The 25,453-nt window shown below is 69.1% G+C and carries 17 protein-coding genes; 8 read left to right on the forward strand and 9 right to left on the reverse strand.

Annotated features, from left to right (window positions below):
* Nucleotides 1-292: 292 nt before the first annotated feature.
* The 3 genes from H4687_RS07770 to H4687_RS07780 all read left to right on the forward strand — a co-directional run bounded on the left by H4687_RS07770 (nucleotide 293) and on the right by H4687_RS07780 (nucleotide 5,006).
* Nucleotides 293-1,357, forward strand: a complete 1,065-nt coding sequence (locus H4687_RS07770) for a LacI family DNA-binding transcriptional regulator (protein WP_173402939.1) — start codon at nucleotides 293-295, stop codon at nucleotides 1,355-1,357.
* A gap of 224 nt (nucleotides 1,358-1,581) precedes the next feature.
* Complete coding sequence (locus H4687_RS07775) at nucleotides 1,582-3,639, forward strand: RICIN domain-containing protein (RefSeq protein ID WP_037727461.1); 2,058 nt, start codon at nucleotides 1,582-1,584, stop codon at nucleotides 3,637-3,639.
* 110 nt (nucleotides 3,640-3,749) lie between these two features.
* Nucleotides 3,750-5,006 carry a sensor histidine kinase gene (locus tag H4687_RS07780; RefSeq protein ID WP_006378614.1) on the forward strand — a complete coding sequence of 419 codons (1,257 nt, stop codon included), beginning with the start codon at nucleotides 3,750-3,752 and terminating at the stop codon, nucleotides 5,004-5,006.
* Between the two features lie 117 nt (nucleotides 5,007-5,123).
* On the opposite strand, the gene H4687_RS07785 is transcribed toward H4687_RS07780, so the two are convergent.
* From H4687_RS07785 to H4687_RS07815, 7 genes are all read right to left on the reverse strand, one after another.
* On the reverse strand, nucleotides 5,124-5,927 hold the full coding sequence (locus H4687_RS07785) for an alpha/beta fold hydrolase (RefSeq protein ID WP_006379216.1): 804 nt from the start codon (nucleotides 5,925-5,927) through the stop codon (nucleotides 5,124-5,126).
* A complete protein-coding gene (locus H4687_RS07790; RefSeq protein WP_006379147.1) occupies nucleotides 5,924-7,522 on the reverse strand; it encodes a glycoside hydrolase family 43 protein in 1,599 nt (532 codons plus the stop codon). The genes H4687_RS07785 and H4687_RS07790 overlap by 4 nt, the downstream gene beginning before the upstream one ends.
* Before the next feature lie 11 nt (nucleotides 7,523-7,533).
* Nucleotides 7,534-8,682, reverse strand: a complete 1,149-nt coding sequence (locus tag H4687_RS07795) for an alginate lyase family protein (RefSeq protein ID WP_006378835.1) — start codon at nucleotides 8,680-8,682, stop codon at nucleotides 7,534-7,536.
* Nucleotides 8,683-8,767: 85 nt separating this feature from the next.
* Complete coding sequence (locus H4687_RS07800; RefSeq protein WP_006379029.1) at nucleotides 8,768-12,181, reverse strand: hypothetical protein; 3,414 nt, start codon at nucleotides 12,179-12,181, stop codon at nucleotides 8,768-8,770.
* 10 nt (nucleotides 12,182-12,191) lie between these two features.
* Entirely contained in the window at nucleotides 12,192-13,058 is an 867-nt protein-coding gene (locus tag H4687_RS07805; protein ID WP_173402938.1) for a carbohydrate ABC transporter permease, read from the reverse strand.
* Nucleotides 13,055-14,008: a carbohydrate ABC transporter permease gene (locus H4687_RS07810; protein ID WP_006379128.1), complete on the reverse strand. Its 954-nt coding sequence runs from the start codon at nucleotides 14,006-14,008 to the stop codon at nucleotides 13,055-13,057. Before H4687_RS07810 ends, H4687_RS07805 begins: the two co-directional genes overlap by 4 nt.
* Nucleotides 14,009-14,056: 48 nt before the next feature.
* The gene (locus H4687_RS07815; protein WP_006378647.1) at nucleotides 14,057-15,385 is read right to left on the reverse strand and encodes an ABC transporter substrate-binding protein; all 1,329 of its coding nucleotides are present in this window, start codon (nucleotides 15,383-15,385) and stop codon (nucleotides 14,057-14,059) included.
* Between the two features lie 377 nt (nucleotides 15,386-15,762).
* Here H4687_RS07815 and H4687_RS07820 point away from each other — a divergent pair, with 377 nt between their 5' ends.
* The 3 genes from H4687_RS07820 (at nucleotide 15,763) to H4687_RS07830 (ending at nucleotide 20,081) form a co-directional block, all read left to right on the forward strand.
* The gene (locus H4687_RS07820) at nucleotides 15,763-16,776 is read left to right on the forward strand and encodes a hydroxyacid dehydrogenase (protein WP_173402937.1); all 1,014 of its coding nucleotides are present in this window, start codon (nucleotides 15,763-15,765) and stop codon (nucleotides 16,774-16,776) included.
* 117 nt (nucleotides 16,777-16,893) lie between these two features.
* Nucleotides 16,894-18,858: a glycoside hydrolase family 127 protein gene (locus H4687_RS07825; protein WP_013005177.1), complete on the forward strand. Its 1,965-nt coding sequence runs from the start codon at nucleotides 16,894-16,896 to the stop codon at nucleotides 18,856-18,858.
* 227 nt (nucleotides 18,859-19,085) lie between these two features.
* Entirely contained in the window at nucleotides 19,086-20,081 is a 996-nt protein-coding gene (locus tag H4687_RS07830) for a LacI family DNA-binding transcriptional regulator (protein ID WP_231885171.1), read from the forward strand.
* Between the two features lie 444 nt (nucleotides 20,082-20,525).
* Here H4687_RS07830 and H4687_RS07835 read toward each other — a convergent pair whose 3' ends face one another.
* Together H4687_RS07835 and H4687_RS07840 are read right to left on the reverse strand one after the other, a co-directional pair.
* A complete protein-coding gene (locus H4687_RS07835; RefSeq protein WP_231885299.1) occupies nucleotides 20,526-22,076 on the reverse strand; it encodes an endo-1,4-beta-xylanase in 1,551 nt (516 codons plus the stop codon).
* Nucleotides 22,077-22,291: 215 nt separating this feature from the next.
* A complete protein-coding gene (locus H4687_RS07840; RefSeq protein ID WP_010354074.1) occupies nucleotides 22,292-23,725 on the reverse strand; it encodes a GH1 family beta-glucosidase in 1,434 nt (477 codons plus the stop codon).
* Between the two features lie 318 nt (nucleotides 23,726-24,043).
* Between H4687_RS07840 and H4687_RS07845 the strand changes: the two genes are divergently transcribed.
* Together H4687_RS07845 and H4687_RS46265 are read left to right on the forward strand one after the other, a co-directional pair.
* Nucleotides 24,044-25,138 carry a LacI family DNA-binding transcriptional regulator gene (locus H4687_RS07845; RefSeq protein ID WP_225966629.1) on the forward strand — a complete coding sequence of 365 codons (1,095 nt, stop codon included), beginning with the start codon at nucleotides 24,044-24,046 and terminating at the stop codon, nucleotides 25,136-25,138.
* Nucleotides 25,020-25,433 (forward strand): cutinase family protein, encoded by a 414-nt coding sequence (locus H4687_RS46265; protein ID WP_223786226.1) that lies wholly within the window; start codon nucleotides 25,020-25,022, stop codon nucleotides 25,431-25,433. The genes H4687_RS07845 and H4687_RS46265 overlap by 119 nt, the downstream gene beginning before the upstream one ends.
* Nucleotides 25,434-25,453 lie beyond the last annotated feature (20 nt).

Raw genomic sequence — 25,453 nt, forward strand, 5'->3', positions numbered from 1 at the left:
GCCGGCCTACCGCCGGAGGGGAGCGACACCCCCGTTCCGCGAGCCGGCGCGAGAGCCAACTTGTATCCCTTGACCAGCAGATATGTCCACCACGGGGGCTCTCCGCACGGCGACTGCGACTCCCTTCGCCGACCGGCCGCCCTCCGACGAACCCGCATCCGCCCCTCGGAATCGATACCGCCGGAACCCTTGACGTACCGCTGTCGGCTACGTAGACATGACCACGCGGTCAGACCGCGTGGTCATACAGTTGACCGCCTTCGATGCAGACGTACGGCCGTCGGGAGACTTCATGGCAGCAGTGGTGGGACGGAGCGAGGGCTCCGCTGTGCCGCGCAGCGCGGACGTGGCCCGCCTGGCCGGGGTGTCACGCAAGACGGTGTCCCGGGTCCTCAACAACGAGCCGTACGTCTCCGAGGACGCCCGCACCAAGGTCCTCGCGGCCGCCGAGGAACTCGGCTACCGGCTGAACCAGGCGGCCAGGACACTGGTCTCCGGGCGTACCGGCTCCATCGGTGTGGTCGCCCTGGGCACCGCCGGCTACGGGACCGCTTCACTGCTCGTGCACATCGAGCGGGCCGTGCGCGACGCGGGCTACGCGCTCCGCGTGGTCAACACGCCCGACGGCGACCCGACGGGCATCGCGGGTGCCGTGGCGTCGCTGCTCGAACAAGGGGTGGACGGCGTCATCGTCTCCGAACCCATCGTGGAAGGAGACATCAGCGTCCGCGTCGGCGTCCCCGTCCTCTTCCTGGGAGCACCGCCCGCCTTCACCGCCACCCGCACCGTGACCATGGGTGTGGGCGCACAGGAACTGGCGCGGGCGGCCACCGAGCATCTGCTGGACCTGGGACACACGACCGTTCATCATCTCGCCGGTCCGCGGCGCTGGTACGCCACCAAGGACCGCATCGAAGGATGGCGTGCGGCGCTCGCGGCACGGGGCGCGCACGAGCCGCCACTGCTCAACGGTGACTGGTCGGCTGCCTCCGGCCATGCCGTGGGCCGGGCGCTGGCGTCGGACAGGTCCGTGACCGCTGTCTTCGCGGCGGGCGACGAGATGGCCATCGGGCTCATCCACGCCCTGCGGGAAGCCGGGCGCCGCGTACCCGAGGACATCAGCGTCGTCGGCTTCGACGGCAACCCGGTCTTCGCCTACGTCTCTCCTCCCCTGACCACCGTGCGCCAGCCCTTCGAGGCCGCGGCCAGAGAGGGCATCCGCCTTCTCGTGCACGCGATCGAGAAGCCCGACACCGACCTGCCGCAGGCGAGCGACCCACCGGTCGAACTCGTCGTCCGCGGCTCGACCGCGCCTCCGCCGTCGCACCCCGACAAGACGGACCGGCCCACCACCTGAGAGCACCCCGGCTTCGGAGAACACACCGCGCCCCGGGCACAGCTCCGCCACTCGCACCAGCCGTCTCACTCGCGAGGCGGATCGGTCCGACTCCTATGCCGCACGACACCGCGGTTCCTCGTACGCGGTGGACGTGCACTCCGGGCTCGCCGCTTCCCACCCGGTTTCGTCCCGGGCGGCACGCACCGGACCCTCCTGTCCCTCCCCTGCCCTGAGAGCCGCACATGTCCCCTGCACTGTTGAGCGCCAGACCCGGCGCCGCTCAGCATTCCCGCCCCACCACCCTGCTGTTGCTCATCCTGGCGCTGATCGTCGCCGCGGCGACGATTGTGCTGCCTGCCTCGGGGCGGGCTCAGGCCCTCTCCCGTCCCTCGCAGACCATGTACACCCCGCCCGCGGGTGCGCCCTCGCCCGGTTCGCTGTACCCGCGGGTGCTGCGTCTGCAGCACAACGGATCGGCCAACGGCACCCTGCTCGCCACGTTCGAGCAGTACACCAACGGTACGCCCGTCTTCCCGATCTACCGCTCCACCGACAACGGCGACTCCTGGAGCAAGCTCTCCGACGTAGCCGACACCGAGAACGGCTGGGGCATGCGCTGGCAGCCCGAGCTCTTCGAACTGCCCACGGCCATAGGCGACTTCCCGGCCGGGACCATCCTGGCCGCAGGTGACTCGGTGCCCTCCGACCGGTCGGCCACCAAGATCGACATGTACGCCAGCACCGACCGCGGTCAGACCTGGGACTTCGTCAGCAACATCGCCACAGGCGGCTCGGCGTTCGACACGAACGGCCAGACTCCCGTGTGGGAGCCGTTCTTCCTCGTCTCCGACGGCAAGCTGATCGTCTACTACTCCGACCAGCGCGACCCCGACCACGGCCAGAAGATCGTCCACCAGGTCTCCACCGACGTCCGCAACTGGGGCCCCGTCGTCGACGACGTGGCAATGCCCACCGCCGGCGACCGGCCGGGCATGCCCACCGTCGCGAAGCTGCCGAACGGCAAGTACGTCATGTCTTACGAGTACGGCGGCGCTCCCGAGGGCAACTTCTCCGTCTACTACAAGATCTCCTCCGACCCGGAGGCGTTCGGCTCGGTCACCGGCATCCCGCTGCGGACGACGGGCGGCGTGGTGCCGCAGAGCGCTCCCTACATGACCTGGCTGCCCACCGGCGGCCCCAACGGCACACTCGTCGTCAGCGCCAACAGCGCCGAGGACCTGTTCATCAACACGCAGAACGGCGCCGCGAACACCTGGACGCGCATCAGCGCCAATGTGATCGGCGGCTACAGCCGCGGCATGACGGCCCTCGCCGACGGGCACAGCCTGCTGATCCTCAGCGCCGGACGGGGAGGCAGCGGCCTCTCCAACCCGGTCACCTACAGCACGATCGACCTGGGCGGCGGCGTCTCCGACGGTGCCACCTACACCATGACCAACGCGAACAGCGCCCTGAACCTCACGATCGTCGGCGGCTCCACCACCAACGGCACCACCGCCACCCAGCAGAACCCCACCACCTCCACCAACCAGCAGTGGCGCTTCGAGCAGCAGTCCTCGGGCTACTTCAAGATCTTCAACGTCGCCAGTGGCAAGGTCCTCGGCGTCCAGAGCCAGTCCACCGCCAACGGCGCCACAGTCCTGCAGTGGGATGACAACGGCACGCCCGACCACGAATGGGCCATCGCGCCCCACCCGGCCGGCGGGTACAGCATCACCAACCGCAGCAGTGGCAAGCTCCTCGAAATACCCAGCGCCTCCACCACCGTCGGCACCGCCGCCGTCCAGTGGAGCGGCACCAGCTGCGGCTGCCAGCGCTGGAACCTCACCCAGACCGCCCTGCCGCCCCTGGGCACCGGCCAGTACGTCCTGGTGAACAAGAACAGCGGCAAGTACCTCGACATCCCGAACGGCTCCACCACCGCCGGCACCGCCGCCAACCAGTGGCAGAACACGAACTGCACCTGCCAGCTCTTCACCTTCCAGTCCGCCGGCAGCGGCGCCTGGAACATCAAGAACACCAAGAGCAACCTCAACCTCGACATCCAAGGCTCCTCCAGCGCCGCGGGCGCTGCCATCGTCCAGAACACCGCCTCCAGCGCCGACTCCCAGAAGTGGACCCTCACCGACGGGGGCGGCGGCTACTACAAACTCCGGAACGTGAACAGCACCCTCGTCGCCGGCGTCACCCAGTCCTCCACCGCCGACGGGGCAGCCGTCATCCAGTGGGGCAGCGCCAGCCTCGACGACCAGCTCTGGAAGATCGTCCGGATCAACTGACCGTCCCACCGTGCCATGACCAGGCGCGGGGACCGCCGGCGAAGCGGTTCCCGCGCCTGACGTCCGCCTCGGCCGACCAGCCGAGGCGCAGCCGACCGCTCCTCTCTACAGTGACCGATGTGAACCTCCTGCCTGCGACGGACGACCCGACCACGACGCGGACCCGCCGACAGGGCTGCCTGCGTGCGACGGGCGTCATCACACTGGTCCTGCTGGCCGCCGCGGACGTGCTCATCGCCGTCACCAACGGCAAGACCCTCTGGCCTGTGCTCCTGCTGCTGTCGCTCGGCCTCGCGGCCGTCCTGTGGCCCTCCGCCCGGCAACCCGCGTGGCTCACTCCCCAACTGCGGGCCGCCCTACCAGCAGGCGCTTCCCTGGCCTTGACCGCCGTGGCCACGACGACCGAGCGAATTCGTATGTTCGGCCCTGGGGAAGTGGCGGTCCTGCTCTGCCTGCTGCTGCTCGCCGTCCGTACCTGCCCACCACGATGGGCAGGCCCCTGTGCCCTGCTCGTCGGCGGGGCGGCCATCGCTGCACCGCTGCGCTTCTACGCAACCGGCACCCAGGACGACGCCCTGATCCTGGGGCTCACACTGGTAGTAGCGCTGATGACCGGCATCACCATCGGCCTCGGCGGCTACCTGCGCTCCCTGGACCACAGGCGCGGCGTCGCGGTCGCCGAGACCCGTCGCTCCGAACGCCTCGCCATGGCAGCCGACCTGCACGACTTCGTCGCCCACCACGTCACCGGCATCCTCATCCAGACACAGATGGCCCGCATGATGGTCAGCAGCGAACCAGATCGCCTGGACCCGGTCCTGGCGGGAATCGAGCACGCCGCGACCGAGGCGCTCGACTCCATGCGGTTGACCGTCGGAATCCTGCGCGAAGGCCCGGAGCAAACGGCCCGGCTGGAGCCGGGCGAGAACCACCTGGTGGGCGACCTGGCAGCCCTCACGGAACTCGTCGACCGATTCGGCGGCCCGACCGGCCCGAAGGCCGAACTGCACCGCTCCGCCTCCATGCCCCCGAATCTGCCCCACGAGGTACAGGCCGCCGCCTACCGCGTCGTCCAGGAAGCCCTCACGAACGTACGGCGCCACGCCGCCGACGCCACCGAAGTCACCGTCGCCCTCGCTCACGCCGACGACACCCTGCACGTGACGGTGCGCGACAACGGCCGCGCAGGCGCCCCGCTGCCCTACGCCGCCCGCGGCGGAGGCTTCGGCATCGTCGGCCTCACCGAACGCGTCACCGCACTCGGCGGCACACTGCACACCGGCCCACGCGAGGACCACGGCTGGGAGGTCATAGCACTCCTCCCCACCATGCGACGAGCGGGCCCTGGCAGGGCCGGGCATCGCTAAGGGCGCCGCCAACTCCCGCAGTCCACCCGCCCCCCGGCACCGGACTGAGGTCTGCCCGCCGGGGCGAGCAGGTGCTGCGTCCAGTTGCTGGAGCCGGTGAACGGGCGCAGGCACTTCCTACCGGGTCCCTTGTCCAGCCGTCGCCCAGTCCTCCAACAGGCGCACTGTGCGTCCGACATGTTCCTCGTGCAGGTAGTGCCCGGTGTCAGGCCAGTGTTCGACGCGGGAGCCGGGGACATGCAGGGTGCCGCGTTCCCAGGTGGCCGCTTGCGCCGAGGTCCATACGGTGAGCGCGGGCTGGCTGCGCCGGCGCAGATACGCCTCGCTGTGCGGGCGGACGCCGACCGCGCCGGAGTCGGTGTACATGCCCGCGTACGCCTGGGCGATGACGTGATCCGGGGTGCCGAGCATGGTGCGGACATGTGCCGTACGCAGTCCGGCCGGAGCGCCTGCCGGGAAGGCGCCGGCGATGAACTCGGCCGCGGCACGCGCCCCGCGTTCCCGGTACTCCGCGAGCCGGGCGGGAATCCCCTCCACTTCCGCCCCGTGCGCGCCGTGAGCCGGATCAAGGGCGATGACCGAGCGGACGAGCTCCTGATGCCGGACCGCGAGCAGGTTGACGACCTGGCCGCCCATGGAGTGGCCCACGGCGATCGCCGGCCCGGTGCCAAGGTGCCGGAGCAGCGCGGCGAGGTCGTCGGCCATCTCCGTCGGCGTGTTGCCCTCGTCGGGGACGTCCGACCGGCCGTGCCCGCGCAGGTCGGGGACGATCACGCGGAACCGGTCGGCCAGCGCCTCGGCGTGCGCGGACCACTCCCGGCCGTCCCCGCCCCAGCCGTGCACCAGAAGCAGCGGCACCGCCTCGTCGGACCCGAGATCGGTGCGGAAGAGGTGGACGCGTCTCAGGTCGTCGATCGTCATGCGGGGCCGTCCGGAAAGGTCCGGTACGTGGCGTGGGCGAAGTCCGCGTGGACACCGGCGCCGTCGAGGTCCTGCACCCACAGGCCCCACATGGCGCCGGTGAAGCCGAGAACGCGCAACTGGCCGTCGTGGAACTCGTCGGCGTGCTCGTCGGACAGGACGGTGGCGTCGAGCTCGATCGGCAGCGTCTGGACTCCCCCGCCGGTGTCGTACGAGAAGCGCAGGGCCGGAACGTCGAGTTCCGCGTGCAGGACGACCGGGCGTCCGGGCTTCAGCGGTACGGTCGGCTCATGTGCGACGAGACGGCCGGCTTCGCAGCTCAGTGCCCGCAGGACCGGGGAGCCGTCGTCCTCGGCGGTGACGTACAGGTAGTGCCAGTTGCGGGTGTTGTAGTAGGCCGTCAGACCGGCCAGATGGTCGGGGGTGCGGGGCGAGAAGGTCAGGCTGGTCTCGAAGGAGCAGCGCGGGGCGGTCACCCGCCGGGCCACCAGACTGGGCGTGCGGCGGCCCACCGGCGACTGACCGCCCCGGATGCGCAGCCGCCCCGGTGCCGGCTCGATCCAGTCGTCGCCGGCCGGGCGGCGCAGGGTGGACCAGTCGGGGCCGAGAACCGGAGCGTCGAAGCAGTCGTGCGCCGGTGGTTCGGCGACGGGCGCCGGTGGCAGCGCGGGTGCCGGCACCGCTACGGCGGGTACGGCGCCGGGGATGCGGGGCCAGCCGTCGTCGGTCCAGGTCACCGGTTGCAATGCGGTCTCCCGGCCGAGCACGCACCGGCCCCGCTCCGTGTGAGGGCGGGCGGCGATGTGAGCGGCGTACCACTGGCCCGTCGCCGTCTCGACGAGGGAGCAGTGCCCGGCCTTCTGCAACTCCAGGGACGGGTCGTGCCGGGACGTGAGCAGGGGGCCGGCCGGATCGGCCTCGTACGGGCCGAGCAGGTCGCGGGAGCGGGCCACGGCCGCGCCGTGTTCGTATCCGGTGCCGCCCTCCGCGTGCACCAGGTAGTACCAGCCGTCGCGCCGGTAGAGATGCGGGCCCTCGGCGACACCGACGGAGGTTCCGGTGGTGAGGGTGCGGGGTTCGCCGAGCAGGGCCCGGGTCTTGCGGTCGTACTCCTGGATCTCGATCCCGGCGAATCCCTCGCGGTCCGGACGCCAGTCGAACCGCATGTTCAGCAGCCAGCTGCGGCCGTCACCGTCCTCGTCATGGAACAAGGAGACGTCGAAGCCGCGGCCGTGCAGCGGAACCGGGTCGGACCACGGTCCTTCGATCGAGGGGGCCGTGGTGACGTAGTTGGGAAGGTCCTTCCATCCCTCGGCGTAGGTGTCGACGACGGTGAAGACGAGGTGGAACAGGCCGTCCGCGTACGACAGTCCGGGCGCCCAGATGCCGCCGGAGTCGGGGACGCCGGTGAGGTCGAGCAGGCGCGTGCTGTCCAGAACCCCGCCCAGGGACCGCCAGTCGACCAGGTCCCTGGAGTGGTGGATCCGGACGCCCGGGTACCACTCGAAGGTGGAGGTGGCGATGTAGAAGTCGTCGCCGACGCGGAGGATCACGGGGTCGGGTTCGAAGCCGCGCAGGACGGGGTTGTGGATCACGAAAGCTCCGCTCAGAGGGTGAACAGCAGGGTGCCGAAGCCCACGTGGTCACATTGGAACGCCGCGCCCTCCGGGCTGATGTTCCCGATGGCCGCGTACGTCCAGGGGGCGGGCAGGCTGCGGCGTTTGACGTAGTGGTTGAAGGCCATCTCGTAGATCGGGCGCAGATTCCCGCGCTCGACGGTGGAGATGGAGTTGAACGTGAGCCGGCAGGAGCCCCAGACGGTGTACGGCACGTCGTTGCCGGTGTTGTACTTCGCCGTGTACTCGAAGCCGGCCAGCAGCCGGTTGGCGGAGGCGGAGTACAGGTCCTGGCCCTGGACCCAGGCGATCTCGCAGGCCTCGGCCATGCTGCCCAGGATGAGCTGGGTGTGGGCCTGGTCGCGTCCGCTGTCCACGCACTGGCCGGAGTCCCTGATCACCCGGCTGATCTTGCAGCAGTCGTGCAGGTGGAAGGCGTCGACGGCGGCGTTGTAGAGGGAGGTGTCGTTGCAGAACACCCCGAACGCCATCATCGCCTTGATGCAGTTGGTGCCCCAGCCCGCGTCGCCGAACGTCCTCACCAGGGGCACGAAGACGTTCCTGAAGAGGTTCTCGGTCTGGGTGATCTCGGCCGCGGACCAGCTGCCCGAGGGGGCGGTGTACCGCATCAGCTCGGCTGCCGCCGCGAGTTTGAAGCCGTAGATGGAGGCCGCGAGCTGGGCGTCCTTGCCGGTGATCGAGGTGAGGGTGGAGGACCATGCCTTGATGATCTGCAGTGCCTTGGTGGCGTGGGCGGTGGTGCCCGTCAGGTTCCACATCAGGGCGTTCTGGTAGGCCGCGTTGCAGTCGTTCCAGAACTCCCAGTTGCCGATCTCGGTGGTGCCCCGGTCGATGGTCGTGCGCGGGCCCAGCATGGCGTAGGTCGACTGCGAGTACGCGTTCGCCCTGAACACGTTCCAGCCGCTGAGCCAGGGCTCGGTGGCGGCCGCGATCCGCGTCTTCATCCGCTGGATGTCGGAGAGTTTGTGCAGCACCCCGGGGTGGATGAAGGAGGTCAGGGCGTCCGCGGTCGGGGCCGCGGCGATCCCGGTGGCGGCCGCCGTGGTGCCGACGGCGGTGATCTGCAGGAAACGGCGGCGGCTCGGGGACGCGGGCGTGGCGGGCTGTGACTCGGACATGCGTCTTCCTCTTTCACTCGACGTTGAGTGTCAGGGGGTGGCAGATGAGGGGGAACCGGGCGTCGGCCCGGCTCCCCCGGTGCGGTCAGCCGGCCGCGCGCCGGCCCCGGTACAGCACGAGCGTGCTGCGCGGGCCGACCTTGGGACGCTGTCCGGCGCCGATGACGCGGCCGGTGGCAAGGTCGCGGGCCGGACCGAAGTCCTGACGGGCGGGCAGGGTGTACGTCCGTTCGGTGCTGGTGTTCATGGCGATCAGGTAGTCGCCGTACTCGCACAGATAGAACGGGGCGCGTCCGACGAGCATGGTCTCCACGCCCTCGAAGTCGACGCCCATGGCCGGGTCCGGGACGTCGGCCGGGACCGGAGCGAGCGGGTACACGTCACCCTTGAGTGCCTGGTGGAGGGTGTCGCCGGGGGGCGGGAAGCCGCCGGGCGGGATGTGTCCGGCCCCGGGATCGTTGATCGCGTAGTCCCACAGGATCCAGTCGTGGACCGTGTACGTGTCGTCGGTGGCGCCCGCCGAACGCTGGCGGATCGTCGCGGAGCGCTGGTCGGTGGGTGTGAGGTGGTGGATGCGGGCGTAGTCGTTGACGCCCTGCCGGGCGCGCCAGTACAGGGAGGCGAAGAGGAGTTCCTCGCCGTTCTTCACGGCCAGGACGCCGTTCTCCTCGTCGGTGAAGACGAAGTCGGGCCGGTCCCAGGCGGTGGGGATGCGCCCCGGGCGGGCCGGGAGGGCCTGGAAGGCGTCCCAGTCGCGGGAGACCAGGCGCAGCGCGGCGAGGCCGACGCGGGTCCAGGTGTGGTGGACGAGCAGATCGAGCTGCCGGTAGAACTGCCCGTCGTCGACCATCTCCTGGGTCCAGCCGACGATGTCCGGGTCCTTGAACACCACCGCCGACATCAGCGGGTGCGAGTCCCAGGCCGTGCGGGAGGCGTAGGCGACCTCACCGGGGTAGACCTCGTTGCGCCAGCCGACGACGGTCTCGATGCGGGAGACGCGGGCGCCCGTCTCGTCGACGTCGACCACCCGGAACCGCCCCCGGGCCTTGATGATCTTCACCATCTGCTCGCGCAGCTCCGGCGCCTCCTGGGCCCGGTATCCGCGCGTGACCGACTCGTACATCATGACCAGCCAGTCGTGGACCTCGCCGTAGCTGCCCACGTACCCCAGTTCGCGGGTCAGGCCGGCCCGGCTGACCTGGTGGTAGCTCTCACCCAGCGGCTTGGTGGGGTTGCCGTCCTTGTCCTCCTTGCCGAGGTAGGGCTTCATGCCGAGCGACTGGTACAGGTAGTCGCGGGCCTTGTCCTCCGGCAGTGCGAGGTCAGGGGCGAGCAGGCCGAGGCCGCGGTTGGCCTGGTAGAGGCCGATGGCGCAGATCTGCGACTGGTTGGTGTAGTGCGGGAAGTGCTGACGCCAGTAGTCCCGGCTCGACTTCAGCATGTCGGTGTAGGCGGCGCGCCGCACCGGCTGCTCGTGGGTTCCGGTGGCCTCGGGCGCGACAACGGCCAGGTCGTCGAACCAGGCGGTGCCCGGTCCGCTCAGCCGCAGATGGAACTCCACCTGGGTGGCGCCGGAAGGGGTTTCCAGGTCTATGGAGACCTGCTCCCACCCATGGGTTCCGGTGGCGGCGTACTGCCGGTGGTCGCCGCCGACGAGTTTGCCGCTCGCGTCGAAGAACAGCGGGTCGATGTGGGCGCCCGTGCCGGTGACGCCGTCGGTCCTGACCCAGGCGCCGTAGGTGTACTTCCCCTTGCCGACCTGGAGCTTCGCCGTGTTGTACGCCGTGACGAAGCCGTTCGCCGCGGTGGCGGCCAGCCTCAGCGACGCGGAACCGGACCGGTTGACGGACGCGTCCCGAGCCCAGGAGGCGTCGGCGGTCTTCCCCCAGCCCGGCACCTCCCAGCCCGACGGGGTGCCGGTGCCCTGCTCGAAGCCGGGGTTGCGCAGCTCGGTGGGCCCCACCATGTCCACGGAGTCGAACCAGGCCGTGCCGGGGCCGGACAGTCGCAGGTGCATCTCCACCTGGGTGGCGCCGTCGGGTGTGTCCAGGTCTATGGAGACGTATTCCCAGCCATGGGTGCCGGTGGTGGCGAACTGGCGGTGGTCGCTGCCGACCAGCTTGCCGCCCGCGTCGAAGAACAGCGGGTCGATGTGGGCGCCCGTGCCCGTGACGCCGTCGGTCCTGATCCAGGCGCCGTAGGTGTACTTCCCCTTGCCCACGCGGGTCTTGGGCGAGTTGTACACGGTGATGAATCCGTTCGCCGCGCTCGCCGTCACCTTGAGCGAGGCGGAGCCCGACCGGTTGACGGTGGTGTCCCGGGACCAGGAGGCGTCGGCGGTCTTCCCCCAGCCAGGTACCTCCCATCCCATGGGAGTGTCGCCGCCCTCTTCGAAACCGGGGTTGGAGATCTCGTACGGCGAACCGGTCACCTTCTCGTCCAGGCGGTCGCCCAGGTGCTCCCAGAGCAGCGCCAGCACCAGCCCGACCCGGCCGAAGCCCTGCCACTGCTGGTCGGAGCCGGTCATCACGGTCGCGTCGTTCTTCCACGCCATGTACCGGCCGTCGAGCGCGCGCAGGACGCGGTCCAGCGCCGCCGGGTCGTGGTACGCGGGGCTGCCGGACCAGAGGTAGCCCTCGGCGAGCGACTGGAAGGCGAAGGCGTCCATGCCGGCGGGGTTGGCCCCGGTCAGGTAGTGCTTCTGGTCCTTGGCGACCCGTTGACGCACCGCCTCCAGGATCTCGGGGCCCTCGACGGTACGAGCCTTCGGCAGCGGCGCGGGGCCCTGCACCTCACCCTTGGGCGGGACGAAGTACGGCTCGGTGTGGGTGTAGAGGCGGTAGATGCCCCGCGACGGCGTGGTCATCTTGTAGTACAGCTGGTCGACGTTCTGGCCGTAGGACCAGATGCGGCCCATCGAGCGGATCTCCAGCTTCACCTTCTTCCTGCCCCGGGTGAGCCGCTCCGGAAGCGGCAGGGTGTGGAAGAAGAACCGGCCCGGGGTGCGCGGCGCGGTGTCCAGGATGTCGAGGCTGTCGACGGCTCCCTCGTCCTGGTAGCCGACCTGCTTGCCGTCGCAGAACAGCTGCAGCCGCCACATGTTCGTGCCGGAGCCCGCCTGCTGCGAGGTGGTGTCGTAGTCGTCGCCCCACAGGCGAACGGTGACGTAGGTGGTGTCGGTCGGGCTGACGACTACGTCGAACTCGAGCGTGCCGCCCCAGTACGTGGCCGGCTCGGTGGGGTTGAGGACACGGGCCTTCTGGCCGAGGCCTCCGGTGACCGTGTCGGAGAGCGTGGCAGTGAGACCGTGCGCCGACTCGGAGCTCCCGTTGCCGAAGACGACGATGTCCAGGGGCTTGCAGACGGCCGGCTCGAAGGCGGCGTCCGCGGCCGGGGCCGCGGCGGCGGACGGGGAGTTCAGCAGGCCGAGGCCGGCCGCGGCGACGCCGGTGGTGCCGGCGTACTTGAGGACATCACGTCTTCTGGGTGCGTTGGGCACGGCTGATCCTTTACTTGAGGCTGCCCATGAGGATTCCGCTGCGCCAGTACTTCTGGAGCGCGAACATGAAGACCGCGAGCGGAACGATGGACAACAGGGACCCGGTGAGGACGAGGGTGTTCATGTCGCGGGCGGTCTGCGCCTGCTGGAGCCAGGAGTACAGCCCGAGGCTCACAGGGAACGTGCGCTCACCGGTGAGCATGAACAGGGGCAGGAAGAAGTTGTTCCAGATGTTGATGAATTCGAGCATGAAGATGGTGATGCCGCCGGTCCGCATCAGCCGCAGCGCGACCGACCAGAAGATCCGCAGCTCCCCGGCGCCGTCGAGACGGGCCGCTTCCATCAGTTCGGTGGGGACGGAGCTGTCCGCGTACACCTTGCCCAGGTAGACCCCGAACGGATTGATGAAGTACGGGATGAGTACCGACCAGATGGTGTTGGTCAGGCCGATCTGGGCGAAGACGAGGTACAGCGGGAAGGCCAGCAGGGTGCTCGGCAGCAGCGAGGCACCGACGATGACCGCGAAGAACGCGCCCCGGCCCCGGAAGTCGAACTTCGACAGCCCGTACCCGGCGGCGAGCGAGACCAGGGTGGAACCGGCCGCGCCGAGTGTGGAGTAGAGGATCGAGTTGCCGATCCAGCGGTTGAACACCCCGTCGTGGTAGGTCCAGATCTCCTGGACGTTGTCCGCCAGGTGGTTGGAGGAGAACCACAGTCCGAAGGTGGAGTACAGGTCCGTCTGGTTCTTGGTCGCGGAGACGATCAGGAACCACGTCGGGGCGAGTGAGTAGATCAGGAAGAGGACCAGCAGGCCGGTGGTGAGCGCCACCGCGCGGCGGGTGGGGCGCACGCCGCCCCCGGATACGGCAGCGCTCATGACATCTTCCTGTTCGTGGCCCGGTAGAAGACGAAGGCGAGGATGCCGGTGACCACGGCCAGGACCAGCGACTCGGCGGCGGCGTACTGGTAGTCACCGGTCTTGAACGCCTTGTCGTAGATCTCCATCATCGGAGTGAAGTCGGTGTTGATCGACTCCGGCGCGATCTGCCGCAGCAGCAGTGGTTCGGCGAACAGCTGCAGCCTCCCGATGAGGGAGAACATGCCGGTCAGCACCAGGATGCCGGTGATGTTGGGAATCTTGACCGACCAGGCGATCCGCCACTCCCTGGCCCCGTCCAGTCGGGCCGCCTCGTACAGCTCGCGGGGCAGCGCCTGTAGCGAGGCGGAGATCAGGATCATGTTGAAGCCGATCCCCTGCCAGGTCAGCAGATTGCCCAGGGAGAGGTAGGTGTTGAGGCCGCCGAAGAAGGTGATGTCCGTGCCGGCGCCGTGCGCGAGGTCGAGCAGCGGAGAGCCCGTCGGGCTGTAGAGGAACAGCCAGATCACGGTGGACACCACGGCGGGCACCACGTACGGGATGAGCAGCGCCGCGCGGAAGAACCGCACCGCACGGGCGGCCACCCCGTCCAGGAGCAGGGCGAGCAGCAGCGACAGGCCCAGCATCACCGTGATCTGAGCCGCTCCGAACAGCAGCGTGCGCAGCATGCTCGACCAGAAGGCGCCGTCGCCGAGGATGGAGGCGAAGTTGGAGAAGCCGGTGAAGACGACCCGGGTCGGGCCGAAGCCCAGCCCGCTGCTCTTCTTCTCCCTCAGGCTCTGGCTGAAGGCATAGCCGATCGGCACGACGTACGTGGCCAGGAAGCCGAGCAGGAAGGGCAGTGCGAACAGCAGTCCCTTGTGGGCTCCCCGGCTCCCGGCCCGGCGGGGGGAGGGCCGCCGGGCCGGGGAGTCGGTGGCGACCTTGGGGGGTCGCGTCAGGGTGGACACGGGTGTCTCCAGAGGTGGGTCCTACAGAGGCGGGGCCTACAGGGGAGGTCAGCTGCCGGCGACGGCCTTGATGCCCTTGCGGTTGAGGTCGTCCACGGTCCACTTCTGCAGCGAGGTCAGCATGTCCTTGACCGTCAGCTGCTTCTTCATGACCTTGCCCCACTGCTTCTGCATCTCGGAGTACATCGCCGCGTAGTTCGGCCCGTACTGCCACTGCTCGCCGACCCGCGAGGCCGCCGTGGTAATCACCTGCGCGCTGTCCGACTTCCCGTTGAACATCCCGGTCGGGATGATCTTGTCGACGTACGGCGAGACGTCCTTGACGGCGGGGAACAGGCCCGACTTGGAGTCCGGGTCGGTGAGCGCCGTCAGTGACTCCTTGCTGCTGCTCAGCCAGGCGGCGAACTCGGCGGCGCGGTCGGGGTACCTACAGCCCTTGAGGACGCCGGTGGTGTCGAAGTTACTGGAGGTCTGCGGCTTGGCGGTGTCGAAGGCCGGCGAGTCGGCGAGCTGCCACTTGCCCTTGGACTTGGGGAAGTTCGTGTCGTAGATCGGCAGCTGCCAGGTCGAGCTGGTCATCGCGATGGTCTTGCCGAGGTCCCAGGTCTTGAAGACACCCGGGTCGGCGTACGACGCGTTGGAGGCGAGGTCGTTGTCGACGAGCTGCTGGACGATGTCACCGGCCTTGAGCGCCTCGGGAGAGGCGAAGTCGATGACCCAGTGGTCGCCGTCCACCTTGTACCACTGCGCGCCGGCCTCCCAGGACAGGTCGACGAGCGAGCTCGGGTCCTCGCCCGCCATGTTGTAGATCTTGACGTCCTTGTCCTTCTCCTGGACCTTCTTGCCCGCGGCGATCAGGTCGTCCCAGGTCTTCGGGGCCTCGATCCCGTACTTCTGGAACAGGTCCGCGCGGTAGGCGGTGAACAGCGGCGCCGACCCCATCGGAATGCCGAAGGTGGTGCCTCCGGGGCTGACCGCGTTCCACGCGGCGACCGTGTACGCGTCCTTGTGCTTGGCCGCGACCTCGCTGATGTCGGTCAGCAGTCCGTCGGCGGCGAAGCTCGCCAGGTTCATCCCGTCCATCTTGGACAGACAGGGCGCGGTGCCCGCGTTCACCGCGGCCCGCAGCTTCTGGTAAGCGGTGTCACCCGCAGCGTTGACGAACTTGATCTGCGTCTCGGGGTGCTTCTTGTTCCACACCTCGGCCTGCGCCTCGATGCCGTCCGTCCAGCTCCAGAACTCCAGCGTGACGTTGCCCTTCGTGGCCGCCGAGGCGTCGGTGCCGGAGTCGTCAGAGCAGGCGGTCAGCAGCAGCGAGAGAGAAGCGGCGGCGGCCACCGAGACAAGGACCCTGGGGCGCATACCGGACTTGGACATCGGTCCTCCACGAAAGGAATGGGACGGCGCCTGCACGTGGGGGAACGGCGCGGTCAGGGCGACGCGAGGGGAGAGAAACGGGTACTGCGCGGCGAGGCAGTAATCGTTTGTTGTCGTGGACGGTACGACCGAGGGAGCCAGATCCACAAGAGGTGGCGCCGGATTGTTTCGCTCGACTTTCCAGAACGTTACCTGTCGATGCGCCTGACCATGGACGTTCGCGCCATCGCGGGGCAGGTGGGTGGACTCTCTGTGACGTACCTGTGTCGCAGAGCTGGTCATTGACCGGGTTCTCTGGGGCTTCTAGCGTGGAATACGTTTACTGTGACGCTCAGGCTTGTCGCCGGCCGATCCCGGCGCCCCTCCCCAGGAGCAGCATGCATACGTCAGTGCCGCCGTTCGCCCTCTTCGCCATGAATCCGGTACATCTGCCCGAACTCTTCCCGCCTCCGCTGCTGACCCGCCTCCAGCAACTGGCGCGGGTCGACCTCACGCTCGTCGCCCAGGACTTCTCCGATCCCGCCGTGGCCGAGGCCCTGGGCCGCGCCGAGGTACTGGTCACCGGCTGGGGCTGCCCGCACCTCGGCGCGGAGGTACTGGCGGCGGCGCCGCGACTGCGCGCCGTCATGCACGCCGGCGGCAGCGTCCGCCACCTCGTGGGTGAGCCGTTCTGGGAGCGCGGTCTCACCCTCTCCAGCGCGGTGCGGGCCAACGCCCTGCCCGTGGCCGAGTACACGCTCGCCGCGATCCTGCTGGCCGGCAAGGACGCCTTCGGGCTGCGCGAACGCTTCCGGGCCGAGCACGTCTACCCCGCTGCGACGGAGTACGTGACGGTCGGCAACCTCGGCCGCCGGGTCGGTCTGATCGGCGCCTCCCGGGTGGGCCGCCGGGTCCTGGAACTGCTGCGGCCCTTCGAGCTGTCGGTGAGCCTCCACGACCCCTACGTCGACGCCGCCCAGGCCGCGGAACTGGGCGCGGTCCCGCTGGGCCTCGACGAGTTGCTGCGCACCAGTGACATCGTCAGCGTGCACGCCCCCGACACCCCGCAGACCCATCACATGCTCAACCGCGAGCGGCTGGCGCTCATCCCCGACGGCGGCGTCCTCATCAACACCTCACGGGGCGCCCTCGTCGACCACACCGCGCTCACCGAGGAACTGGTGAACGGCCGGCTCAGCGCGATCCTGGACGTCACCGACCCCGAGCCGCTGCCCGCGGACTCCCCGCTCTACCGCCTTCCGAACGTGTTCCTCACGCCGCACATCGCCGGCTCCCTCGGCAACGAACTGGCCCGCCTCGGCGGCACGGTGGTGACGGAACTGGAACGCCTGACGACGGGGCTGCCGCCTGCCCACCCGGTCCACCGGGCCGAACTGGCGATCAGCGCCTGAGGACTTCGACGCCCACCCGCCGGCCGAGGACGCCGCCCGCCCGCCCGGGCTCCCGCAACGCCGATCCCGTCGCACCCCACCCCACCCCAGCCCGTCCCTCTTCCCTCGGAGACACCCTTGAACACCATTCAGGCCGGACCGGTCCACCCCTCCCCACGTGCCGTCTCACCCCTGCGTCCCGCCTCCGCGGCCCGCATCGAGGGCGGCTTCTGGGCCGAACGTCGCCGGGTCAACGCCCGGATCTCCCTCGCCGAGGGCCCGGGGCGGCTGGAGCAGGCCGGCAACCTGGCCAACTTCCGTGCCGCCGCGGCCCCGCGCACCGACGGCGCGGACACCCCGTCCGGCACCGGCTTCTCCGGCGACTTCCAGTTCCAGGACTCCGACGTCTACAAGTGGCTGGAAGCCGCCTGCTGGCAGCTCGCGGACACTCCCGACGAGACACTCGCCACCGAGGTCGAAGCCATCGTCGAGCTGATCGCCGCCGCCCAGCGCGAGGACGGCTACCTCCAGACGTACTACCAGCTCGGCGGCGGCATTCCCTGGACCGAGCCGGGCTGGGGACACGAGCTGTACTGCGCGGGACATCTGATCCAGGCCGCCGTGGCGCACCACCGGGCCACCGGTTCCGACCGGCTGCTCGCCGTGGCCCGCCGGCTCGCGGACCACATCGACTCCGTCTTCGGCCCTGGCAAGCAGGTGGACACCGTCTGTGGCCATCCCGAGGTGGAGACCGCCCTCGTCGAACTCCACCGGACGACCGACGAGAAGCGGTACCTGGACCTCGCCCGCTACTTCCTGGAACGCCGCGGTCACGGCACCCTCTCCTCCGGCGCCGACCGGGGCCACGACCGCGACCCGGGGCCCGAGTACTGGCAGGACCACACGCCGGTCCGCGCGGCGGACGAGGTCACCGGCCACGCCGTACGCCAGCTCTACCTCCTCGCCGGAGCCGCCGACCTGGCCGCGGAGACCGGCGACACGGAACTCCGCACGGCGCTGGAGCGGCTGTGGCGGGACATGGTCACGACCAAGACCTACCTCACCGGCGCCGTCGGCTCCCGGCACGACTGGGAGGCCTTCGGCGACGCCCACGAACTGCCGGCCGACCGCGCCTACGCCGAGACCTGCGCCGCCATCGCCTCCGTCCACTTCTCCTGGCGCATGGCCCTGCTCACCGGCGAGGCCCGCTACTCCGACCTCGTCGAGCGCACCCTGTTCAACGGCTTCCTGGCCGGCGCCGGTCTCGACGGCCGCACCTGGCTGTACGTCAACCCGCTTCATCGGCGGGCCCGTTCACACGAACGCCCCGGCGACCAGACCGCCCACCGCACCCCCTGGTTCCGCTGCGCGTGCTGCCCGCCCAACGTCATGCGCCTGCTCGCCGGGCTCCCGCACTACCTGGCCACAGCCGACGACAGCGGTCTGCAACTGCACCAGTACGCCACGGGCGTCTACGGCGGCGACGGCCTCACCGTACGGGTGACGACGGAGTATCCGTGGGAGGGCACGGTGACCGTCACCGTGGACGAGGCTCCCACCGCCCTGCCGCGCACGCTCTCCCTACGCCTGCCGGCGTGGTGCGCCGACCACACCCTGACCGTGAACGGCACCACCGTCGAAGACGGGGCCGACTCCGGCTGGCTGCGCATCACCCGCGCGTTCACCCCCGGCGACACCGTCCGCCTCGACCTCGCGATGCCGGCCCGGCTCACCGTCCCTTCCTCACGCGTCGACGCCGTCCGGGGCTGCGCCGCCGTCGAACGCGGTCCGCTGGTCTACTGCCTGGAGCAGACCGACCAACCGGGGCGCCTGGACCCGGACACGATCGCTGTGCCGCCGGACACGCCACTGACCGTGCGCAGCCGCCCCGAACTGCTCGGCGGGGTGCGAACGGTGAGCGTCGCGGGGAACCGGCTCCGCGCCGACGATACGTCCGGCGACTGGCCCTACCTGCCGTACACGTCGGCGACTTCCGGCGAACCCCACGAGAGCGTCGAGCTGACGGCGGTGCCGTACTACGCCTGGGCCAACCGCGAGCCGGGCGCCATGCGGGTCTGGCTGCCGCTGGCCGCCCGCGGGTAGACGTCGGCGCGGTCAACATGCCCGCAGTAATCGTTTACCAAGATTCGGGAACCGGTCGCACCCTTCTGTGTCCGCGAGGATGCTCAGTGCAGTAACGTCAAGGTGTGACAGCGAACGGAAACGGTTCTCCCCCAACGCCCGCCTCCCAGGCTTCTAGGCGTCGGCGCAAGAACCAGGCAGGTGAAGAGCGCCCCAGCACGATTCGCGATGTCGCCGAACGGGCGGGGGTGTCGGTAGCAACCGTTTCCAGGGCCCTGGCCGGCAACTATCCCGTGTCGGCCGCCACCCGGGAGCGCATCATGGCTGCCGTGGAGTCGCTGCACTACGTGGTGAACGTCCACGCCAAAGCCCTCTCCGGTCGGGTGGCCGGTCCCGTCGCACTGGTCCTGCGGGACATCACCGGGCCGTCGCTGGCCCATGTCGCCGCCGGGGTCGAGCAGGAGGCGGCCCTGCGGGGCCGGCTGAGCCTGGTCTGCGCCACTCACGGAGACACTGCCCGCGAGGACGACCTGGTGCAGTTGATGCGCGAGCAGCACGCGGCCGCGGTGGTCCTCGTCGGCGGGGCAGTGCAGGACGAGGTCTACTTCCAGCGCATGACCGAGTACGCGCGCGCCCTGGACGCCGCCGGGTCACGTCTGGTCCTGGTCGGCCGCCCGCCCCTGCCCGGGCATCACCCAGTCACCGTCGTGGACTACGACAACCGCGGAGGCGCCTTCCAGGCCGCAGACCATCTGTTCGTCCAAGGCCACCGGCGCGTCCTCTTCCTGGGCGGCGACCCACAACTCAGTACGGGGGCGCAACGGAGGGAGGGCTACCTCCACGCCCTGCGCGCGCACGGCGTGGAGTACGCGGAAGAACTGGACGTCCCCGGTCCGTACACCCGCGTCTCCGGCTACCAGCGCACGAGGGACGCGCTGAAGGCGGGGGTCGATTTCACGGGCGTCCTCGCGGGGACGGACATGGTGGCCCTCGGTGCGTTGGCCGCGCTCCGCGACGCCGGCCTGAACGTCCCCCGGGACATCTCCCTGGTGGGCTTCGACGACGTCCCCTTCGCCTCGGACCTGACCCCGTCGCTCACGTCGGTCCGGGTGCCGTACGAGGATCTCGGCAGAACAGCGGTCCGGCTCGCCCTGGAGCACAGCGAACGCATCAGCGGCGACGACCATGTCGTCCTCAGTACGCAACTGGTGATCCGTCAGTCCGTACGCCGCCCCCGTCCGTAAGGCCGTTGAGACTCCTCGTCCGTTCGGTCGGGAACCCTGGACGGCGGGAACAACTCCGCAGATCCCGCCCTGGGTCACTCCGCCCCCGCCAGGGCAATATCACCCAGTCCCGCAGTCCTCTTGGCAACCTCCCACTTCGTTCATACCGACTTCCACTCCAGAAAGAGGCCCGCAGCGGTGTACTCCCGCAGCCCGGACCACCACCCATCCACAATAGCGAGGGCAACGACCAACGCAGCACTTCGTGCGCAAGTCGCAGCCGGGGCGAGTGCAAACCCTCCGTCAACGCATTGGGTGCCCGTGTCTCCAGCCTGCCGGTGGCCCTTCGTCCTCTCACCCGGCGGAGGAGTTGGACAGCACGCGACGCAGACGCCCGGCGCACCCTGTCGTGAGCGCGCCGGGCGTCTATCCCCCGTTTGACCGTAGACGAGAAACTACTTGACGTCAGGCGACCGTCACGTCCACGGGATCCGATTCGGTCGATCCCCTCGCGTTGGTAAGGACGACCTTCAGGCTGTGCTTGCCCTTCGGAACCCCGGACAGAGCTACCTGAGGCGACTGTGCGTTCGGCGAATCGGCGGCCAGCTGGCCCTCACCGACGACTGCCCCGTCGAGGTAGAAGGTGTACGAGGTGGCGTTGGTGCCCCACCACAGGTTCGCGGTGGCGGTGAAGGTGCCGTCCTTGTCCCAGTTGTCGTGGCTGACCACGGGCTTGCCCGGGGCGGCATCCGTGACCGTGACAGTCGTGGTGTTCGTGGACGTGGTGCCCTTCGAGTTGATCAGTTCGGCCCGGTACGCGTAGGTGCCGTTGGGCCTGTCCTTGAATTCGGTCACGACTGACTGCGAGGTGCCGCTGACTGTCGTGGGCACCCGCGCGGCGACGAGCTTGTCGTTCTCGTAAAGACGGAAGAAGCTGCCTGGCGTGCCGTGCCAAAGGTTCATCTTCACGCTGTAGTTGCCGTCATGGAGGCCGTGGGTCCACCCGCTGGTGTTCGACAGGGTGCCGGCGCCAGCAGCCGAGGAAGCGGAGACGAAGTTCCGCAGAGCGTCGCGCGTGGCGTAGTACGCGGGCTTGGGGTTGTACTCCTCGTCGAACATGAGGGGCTTCGCGCCCGGCAGCCACGTGTAGGCGTGCTTGTCGGTGAAGCCCCAGAAGCTGATGTCCCGGATTCCGGCCGCCAGCGCCTCGGCCATGACGTCCCCGTAGATCTGCGTCTGCTGATCCACGTCGTAGGTGTGCACGTCGAGTTCGGTGATCGCGACTTCGAGTCCGAGCTTCTGGTAGGACTTCGTCATCTCTGTGATGACTCCGGGCTCGGGACCCGCCTGTGTCTCGTGCATCTCGAAGCCCACCCCGTCGATGGGCACACCGTCGGCGACCATGCCGGCCACTAGGTCGTAGAGCTCCTGGCGCTTCGCCGGGTAGAACTCCACCAACGCCTCGTTGATGAACAGCTTCGCCTCGGGGTCAGCGGCGTGCGCGATCCGGAACGCTTCCGCGATGTAGTCCTCGCCGAGCACCTCGTAGAAGTGGTTCGGCGCGAGGCCGGTGCCGCCGAAGGTGGAGAACGGCTCGGTCATCACGTCCCACCGGTCCATCTTTCCGGCGTAGCGGTCCATGATCGTGTTGAAGTGAGTCTTCATGACCGCGCGCAACTCGTCCGGGTCGGTGACGTCGGTCACGTATTCCGGGTTGCAGCACTGGGAGATGAGCCCGTGTCCCTTGACTACCATGTCGTTGTCTTCAACGAAGTCGACGAGCCGGTCGAGGCCCCCGAACTCGAAGTCGCCCTCCGTGGGCTGGACGAATTTCCACTTCAGCTCGTTCTCGGGAGACAAGCTGTTGAACTGTTCCGCCAGCACCTCGCCGAACTTCGGTTCGTCGAGATAGGTGGGGTTGGTCGCCCCCGAGCCGATGAGGATTCCCTCCTTCGCTGCCAGTTCGCGGAGGGTCGCGTCTGAATCAGCTGAGGCGCCGGTGGTGGGGAGGGCCACGGTCAAGAGCCCTATGGTGACAGTTGCGAGCGCCGCGCCGATGCGGTGCATTCTCATTGAATGGTGTCTCGCTTTCCTGTTGAAGGATGGTCCGAGGGCACGCTGCGGTATCCGGACGACGTGGACCGTACGCTGTCTCCCGGCGGCCCACGAACGCGGCTCGGCCCGAGACCGCCTCTGCGGGTGTGCAGAATGCGGAAATTGAGGGTGGTCGCTCAGCGGCCGGCGAGGGCCGGGACGACCTTCGTGGCACACAATTCCGCGAACCAGTGCGCGCTCAGTTTCGGAATGCGCTCGTGGGTGTCGTAGTCGACCCGGATGATGCCGAACCGCGGGCCGTATCCCATGACCCATTCGAAGTTGTCGAGCAGCGACCACACGAGGTACCCGACAACGCGGGCGCCCCTCTCGCGAGCACGATGAGCCGCCGTGACGTGATCGATGAGGAACTGTGTTCGGTCGCGGTCGACGACCACGCGCCGGCCACCCGAGTCGTCGACCACGTCCTCGAAGGCCGCGCCGTTCTCCATCACCATGATCGGCAGTTCGGGGAACTCCTTGGAAAGGGCGACCAGATGATCCTCGAGGCCTCGTGGTTCGATCCCCCAGTCCATCACCGTTCGCGCCAGCTCGTCGCGGCGGACGAACTCGATGCGCTCCGAGCCCGGGAAGGGCGTGCCGCCGGAGCTTTCGGCGCTGGGGTCGAAGTCCTGATTCAGACGTACGTGCATGACCTCGTAGTAGTTGACGCCGAGCAGGTCGATGGGCTGGTGGCAGATCTCCAAGTCGCCCGGCAGAACGAAGCTCCAGTCGGTGAAAGCCCGGGTGTCTTGCAGCAGATCGGCCGGATAGTTCCCGCGGAGCATGGGCCCTGTGAACACGCGGTTGGCCACAGCGTCGAACCGACGCGCGGCTTCGGCGTCCTCGGGGGTCTCGGCTTCGATGCGGAAGATGTTGAGCACCACGGAAATCTGTGCTTCGGCATTGGTCACGGTGCGCCGCAGTGCTGCCACCGCGAGTCCGTGGGAAAGGTTGAGGTGGTGCGCAGCCTTGAGCGCATCTGCATGGCTCTTACCGCCAGGCGCGAACACGCCATTGCCGTACCCGGCGAAGGAGTTGTTCCACGGCTCGTTGTGGGTTGACCAGACGGCGACCCGGTCCCCGAGGGCCGCCCCCACGATCTCCGCGTACTTCTCGAAGGCGAATGCGGTTTCCCGCCCTCGCCAGCCGCCGTAGCGATCCTCCAATGCCTGCGGGAGGTCCCAGTGGTTGAGCGTCACGATCGGCTTGATGCCGCGTGCGAGCAGTCCGTCGACGAGGCGCGAGTAGAACTCCAGACCCTCCGGATTCGCTTCGCCCTCGCCCGTGGGCATCACGCGCGGCCAGGAGATGGAGAACCGGTAGGCGTCGAGGTGGAGCGAGGCCATCAGGTCGAGATCGACCTCGACGCGGTGATAGTGGTCCGCGGCGACGTCCCCGGTCGCCCCCTCAGCAGTCTTCCCCGGGGCGTGGCTGAACGTGTCCCAGATGGACGAGCCTCGACCGCCCTCCCTCGCGCCACCCTCGATCTGGTACGCGGCGGTCGCGGCGCCGAGGATGAAGTCGGGCGGGAACGCCAAGTGCCCGCGGTCGATGGAGTCGCGATACATGGATCAGCCTCTCTGGTGACGTGGCGCCAAAACCTATCACCTGAACTGTTATCGGCACAGGGTTGCGTCAAGGCGAACTGCGACTTCACATTCGCGATGACTTCCGCTGCCGAACATCCACGTTGACCTGAGGGGAAGACGGCGATCGACTCACGATGGGCGTGCTTCTGCAGGGATCGACCAATCGGCGCACTTCGGACCAAGCCGTTTCGCCGTCACGGCAGTTGCGGGTGCGTACGGCAACGACGGCAGCCGACGAGGCGCTTGCCAACGCTGACCAGCGCAGGGCTGCCTGAACGCCACAGGTCCTGACCGACCATGGCCGGTGTCGGTGCGGTCCCTGGGCTGGTGCCGTCAGGCAGAGCGCCCCAGGTCGGGCGTAAGGTGGCCGTCGGGTTGCGGCTGGACGGCTCCGGCAGCCGGCGCTTGGAGGGTCTCGGTGGTGCGTCGCGGGTGACGAGCGCGGATGTCGCGCGGGAGTCAGGCGTGTCGCGGTCAACGGTGAGCTTCGTACTCAACTACGTGCCGAAACAGACCATCCCGGAAGCGACGCGACAGAAGGTTCTGGCGGCTGCCGAGCGGTTGGGTTACACCCCGAACGGGCCCACGCAGGCACTGTCGCGAGGACGCGGCAGCACTGTGCTGCTGCGCCTGCCGGACTTTCCGCCCAGCTCGATCGTCGCCGAGCTCGATCGGGGATTGGCCTCGCAAGGATTGATGCTGGTGACCCATACGGCCAGCCCGGGCCGCCAGCCGGCTCTATCGCTGGCCGCCCCGGTCGCGGTACCGGGACTGACCCCCTTCGACGCAAGGCAAGTCGTCGCATTTCAGGCACGCGGCGCCCGGGTGGTACTGCCAGGACCCGACGACCCGCCGCCTCCCCGTGACGACGCGGGCCGCGTCGTCGGCGCGGCCCAGGCGACCCACTTGGCCTGGCGCGGCACCGTCCGCATCGGCTACGTCCACCCCGCCGATCCCCGGCTCGGACCGATGTCCGACCGGCGCCACGCGGGCGCCGACGAAACAGCGCGCCGGCTCGGCCTGCCTATGGTGCCCTCGCGTCGCATGCCCGACGACGGGGACTTCACGCCGATACTGCGCAGTTGGCCGGCACAAGCGCCCGTCACCGCGATCGCCGCGTTCAACGACGACGTCGCCCTGGCGATCTTGAACGCCGCGTGGGTTCTGGGCGTGGAAGTTCCCTCCGAGCCGGCCGTGATCGGCGCGGACGACATCGCGGCCGCCCGGTACGCCTGCCCACCGCTGACTACGATCCGCGGCTCCAACAAGCCCTTTGGGGCCATGCTGGCCGGGTGGGTTCTGCAGCGGCTCGACGCCGGCGGAGTCGCGCCCCCCAGCTCGGACGAACCTCCGGTGTGGACACCGGACATCGTGGCCCGAGCGTCCGCCTGACCGGTTCTCCAATGTCGGAGTCTGCAGCCAAGGAGCCCTCACGGGTGCGGCCACCGTGGCCGTCATACCCGGCGCCACAGAGCCGAAGGTCAAGGCAGTTGTGCTCTTCGGCAACCCCATCCGCGGGTTCCCGACCTACCGTCAGGTGACCGGCACCTACCAGGCACGCACGCTCGACGACTGCGCGACCGGCGACCCGATCTGTGGCGGCGGGACGGACTCCGCCGCCCACGGCGCCTACTCCCAACCGCAACACAACGACTCCGCCGCGGAGTTCATTGCGGCACGCATGTGACGCAACATCCACAGTCCGAC

It is taken from the genome of Streptomyces stelliscabiei (genome assembly GCF_014873495.1).
GTDB lineage: Bacteria > Actinomycetota > Actinomycetes > Streptomycetales > Streptomycetaceae > Streptomyces > Streptomyces bottropensis.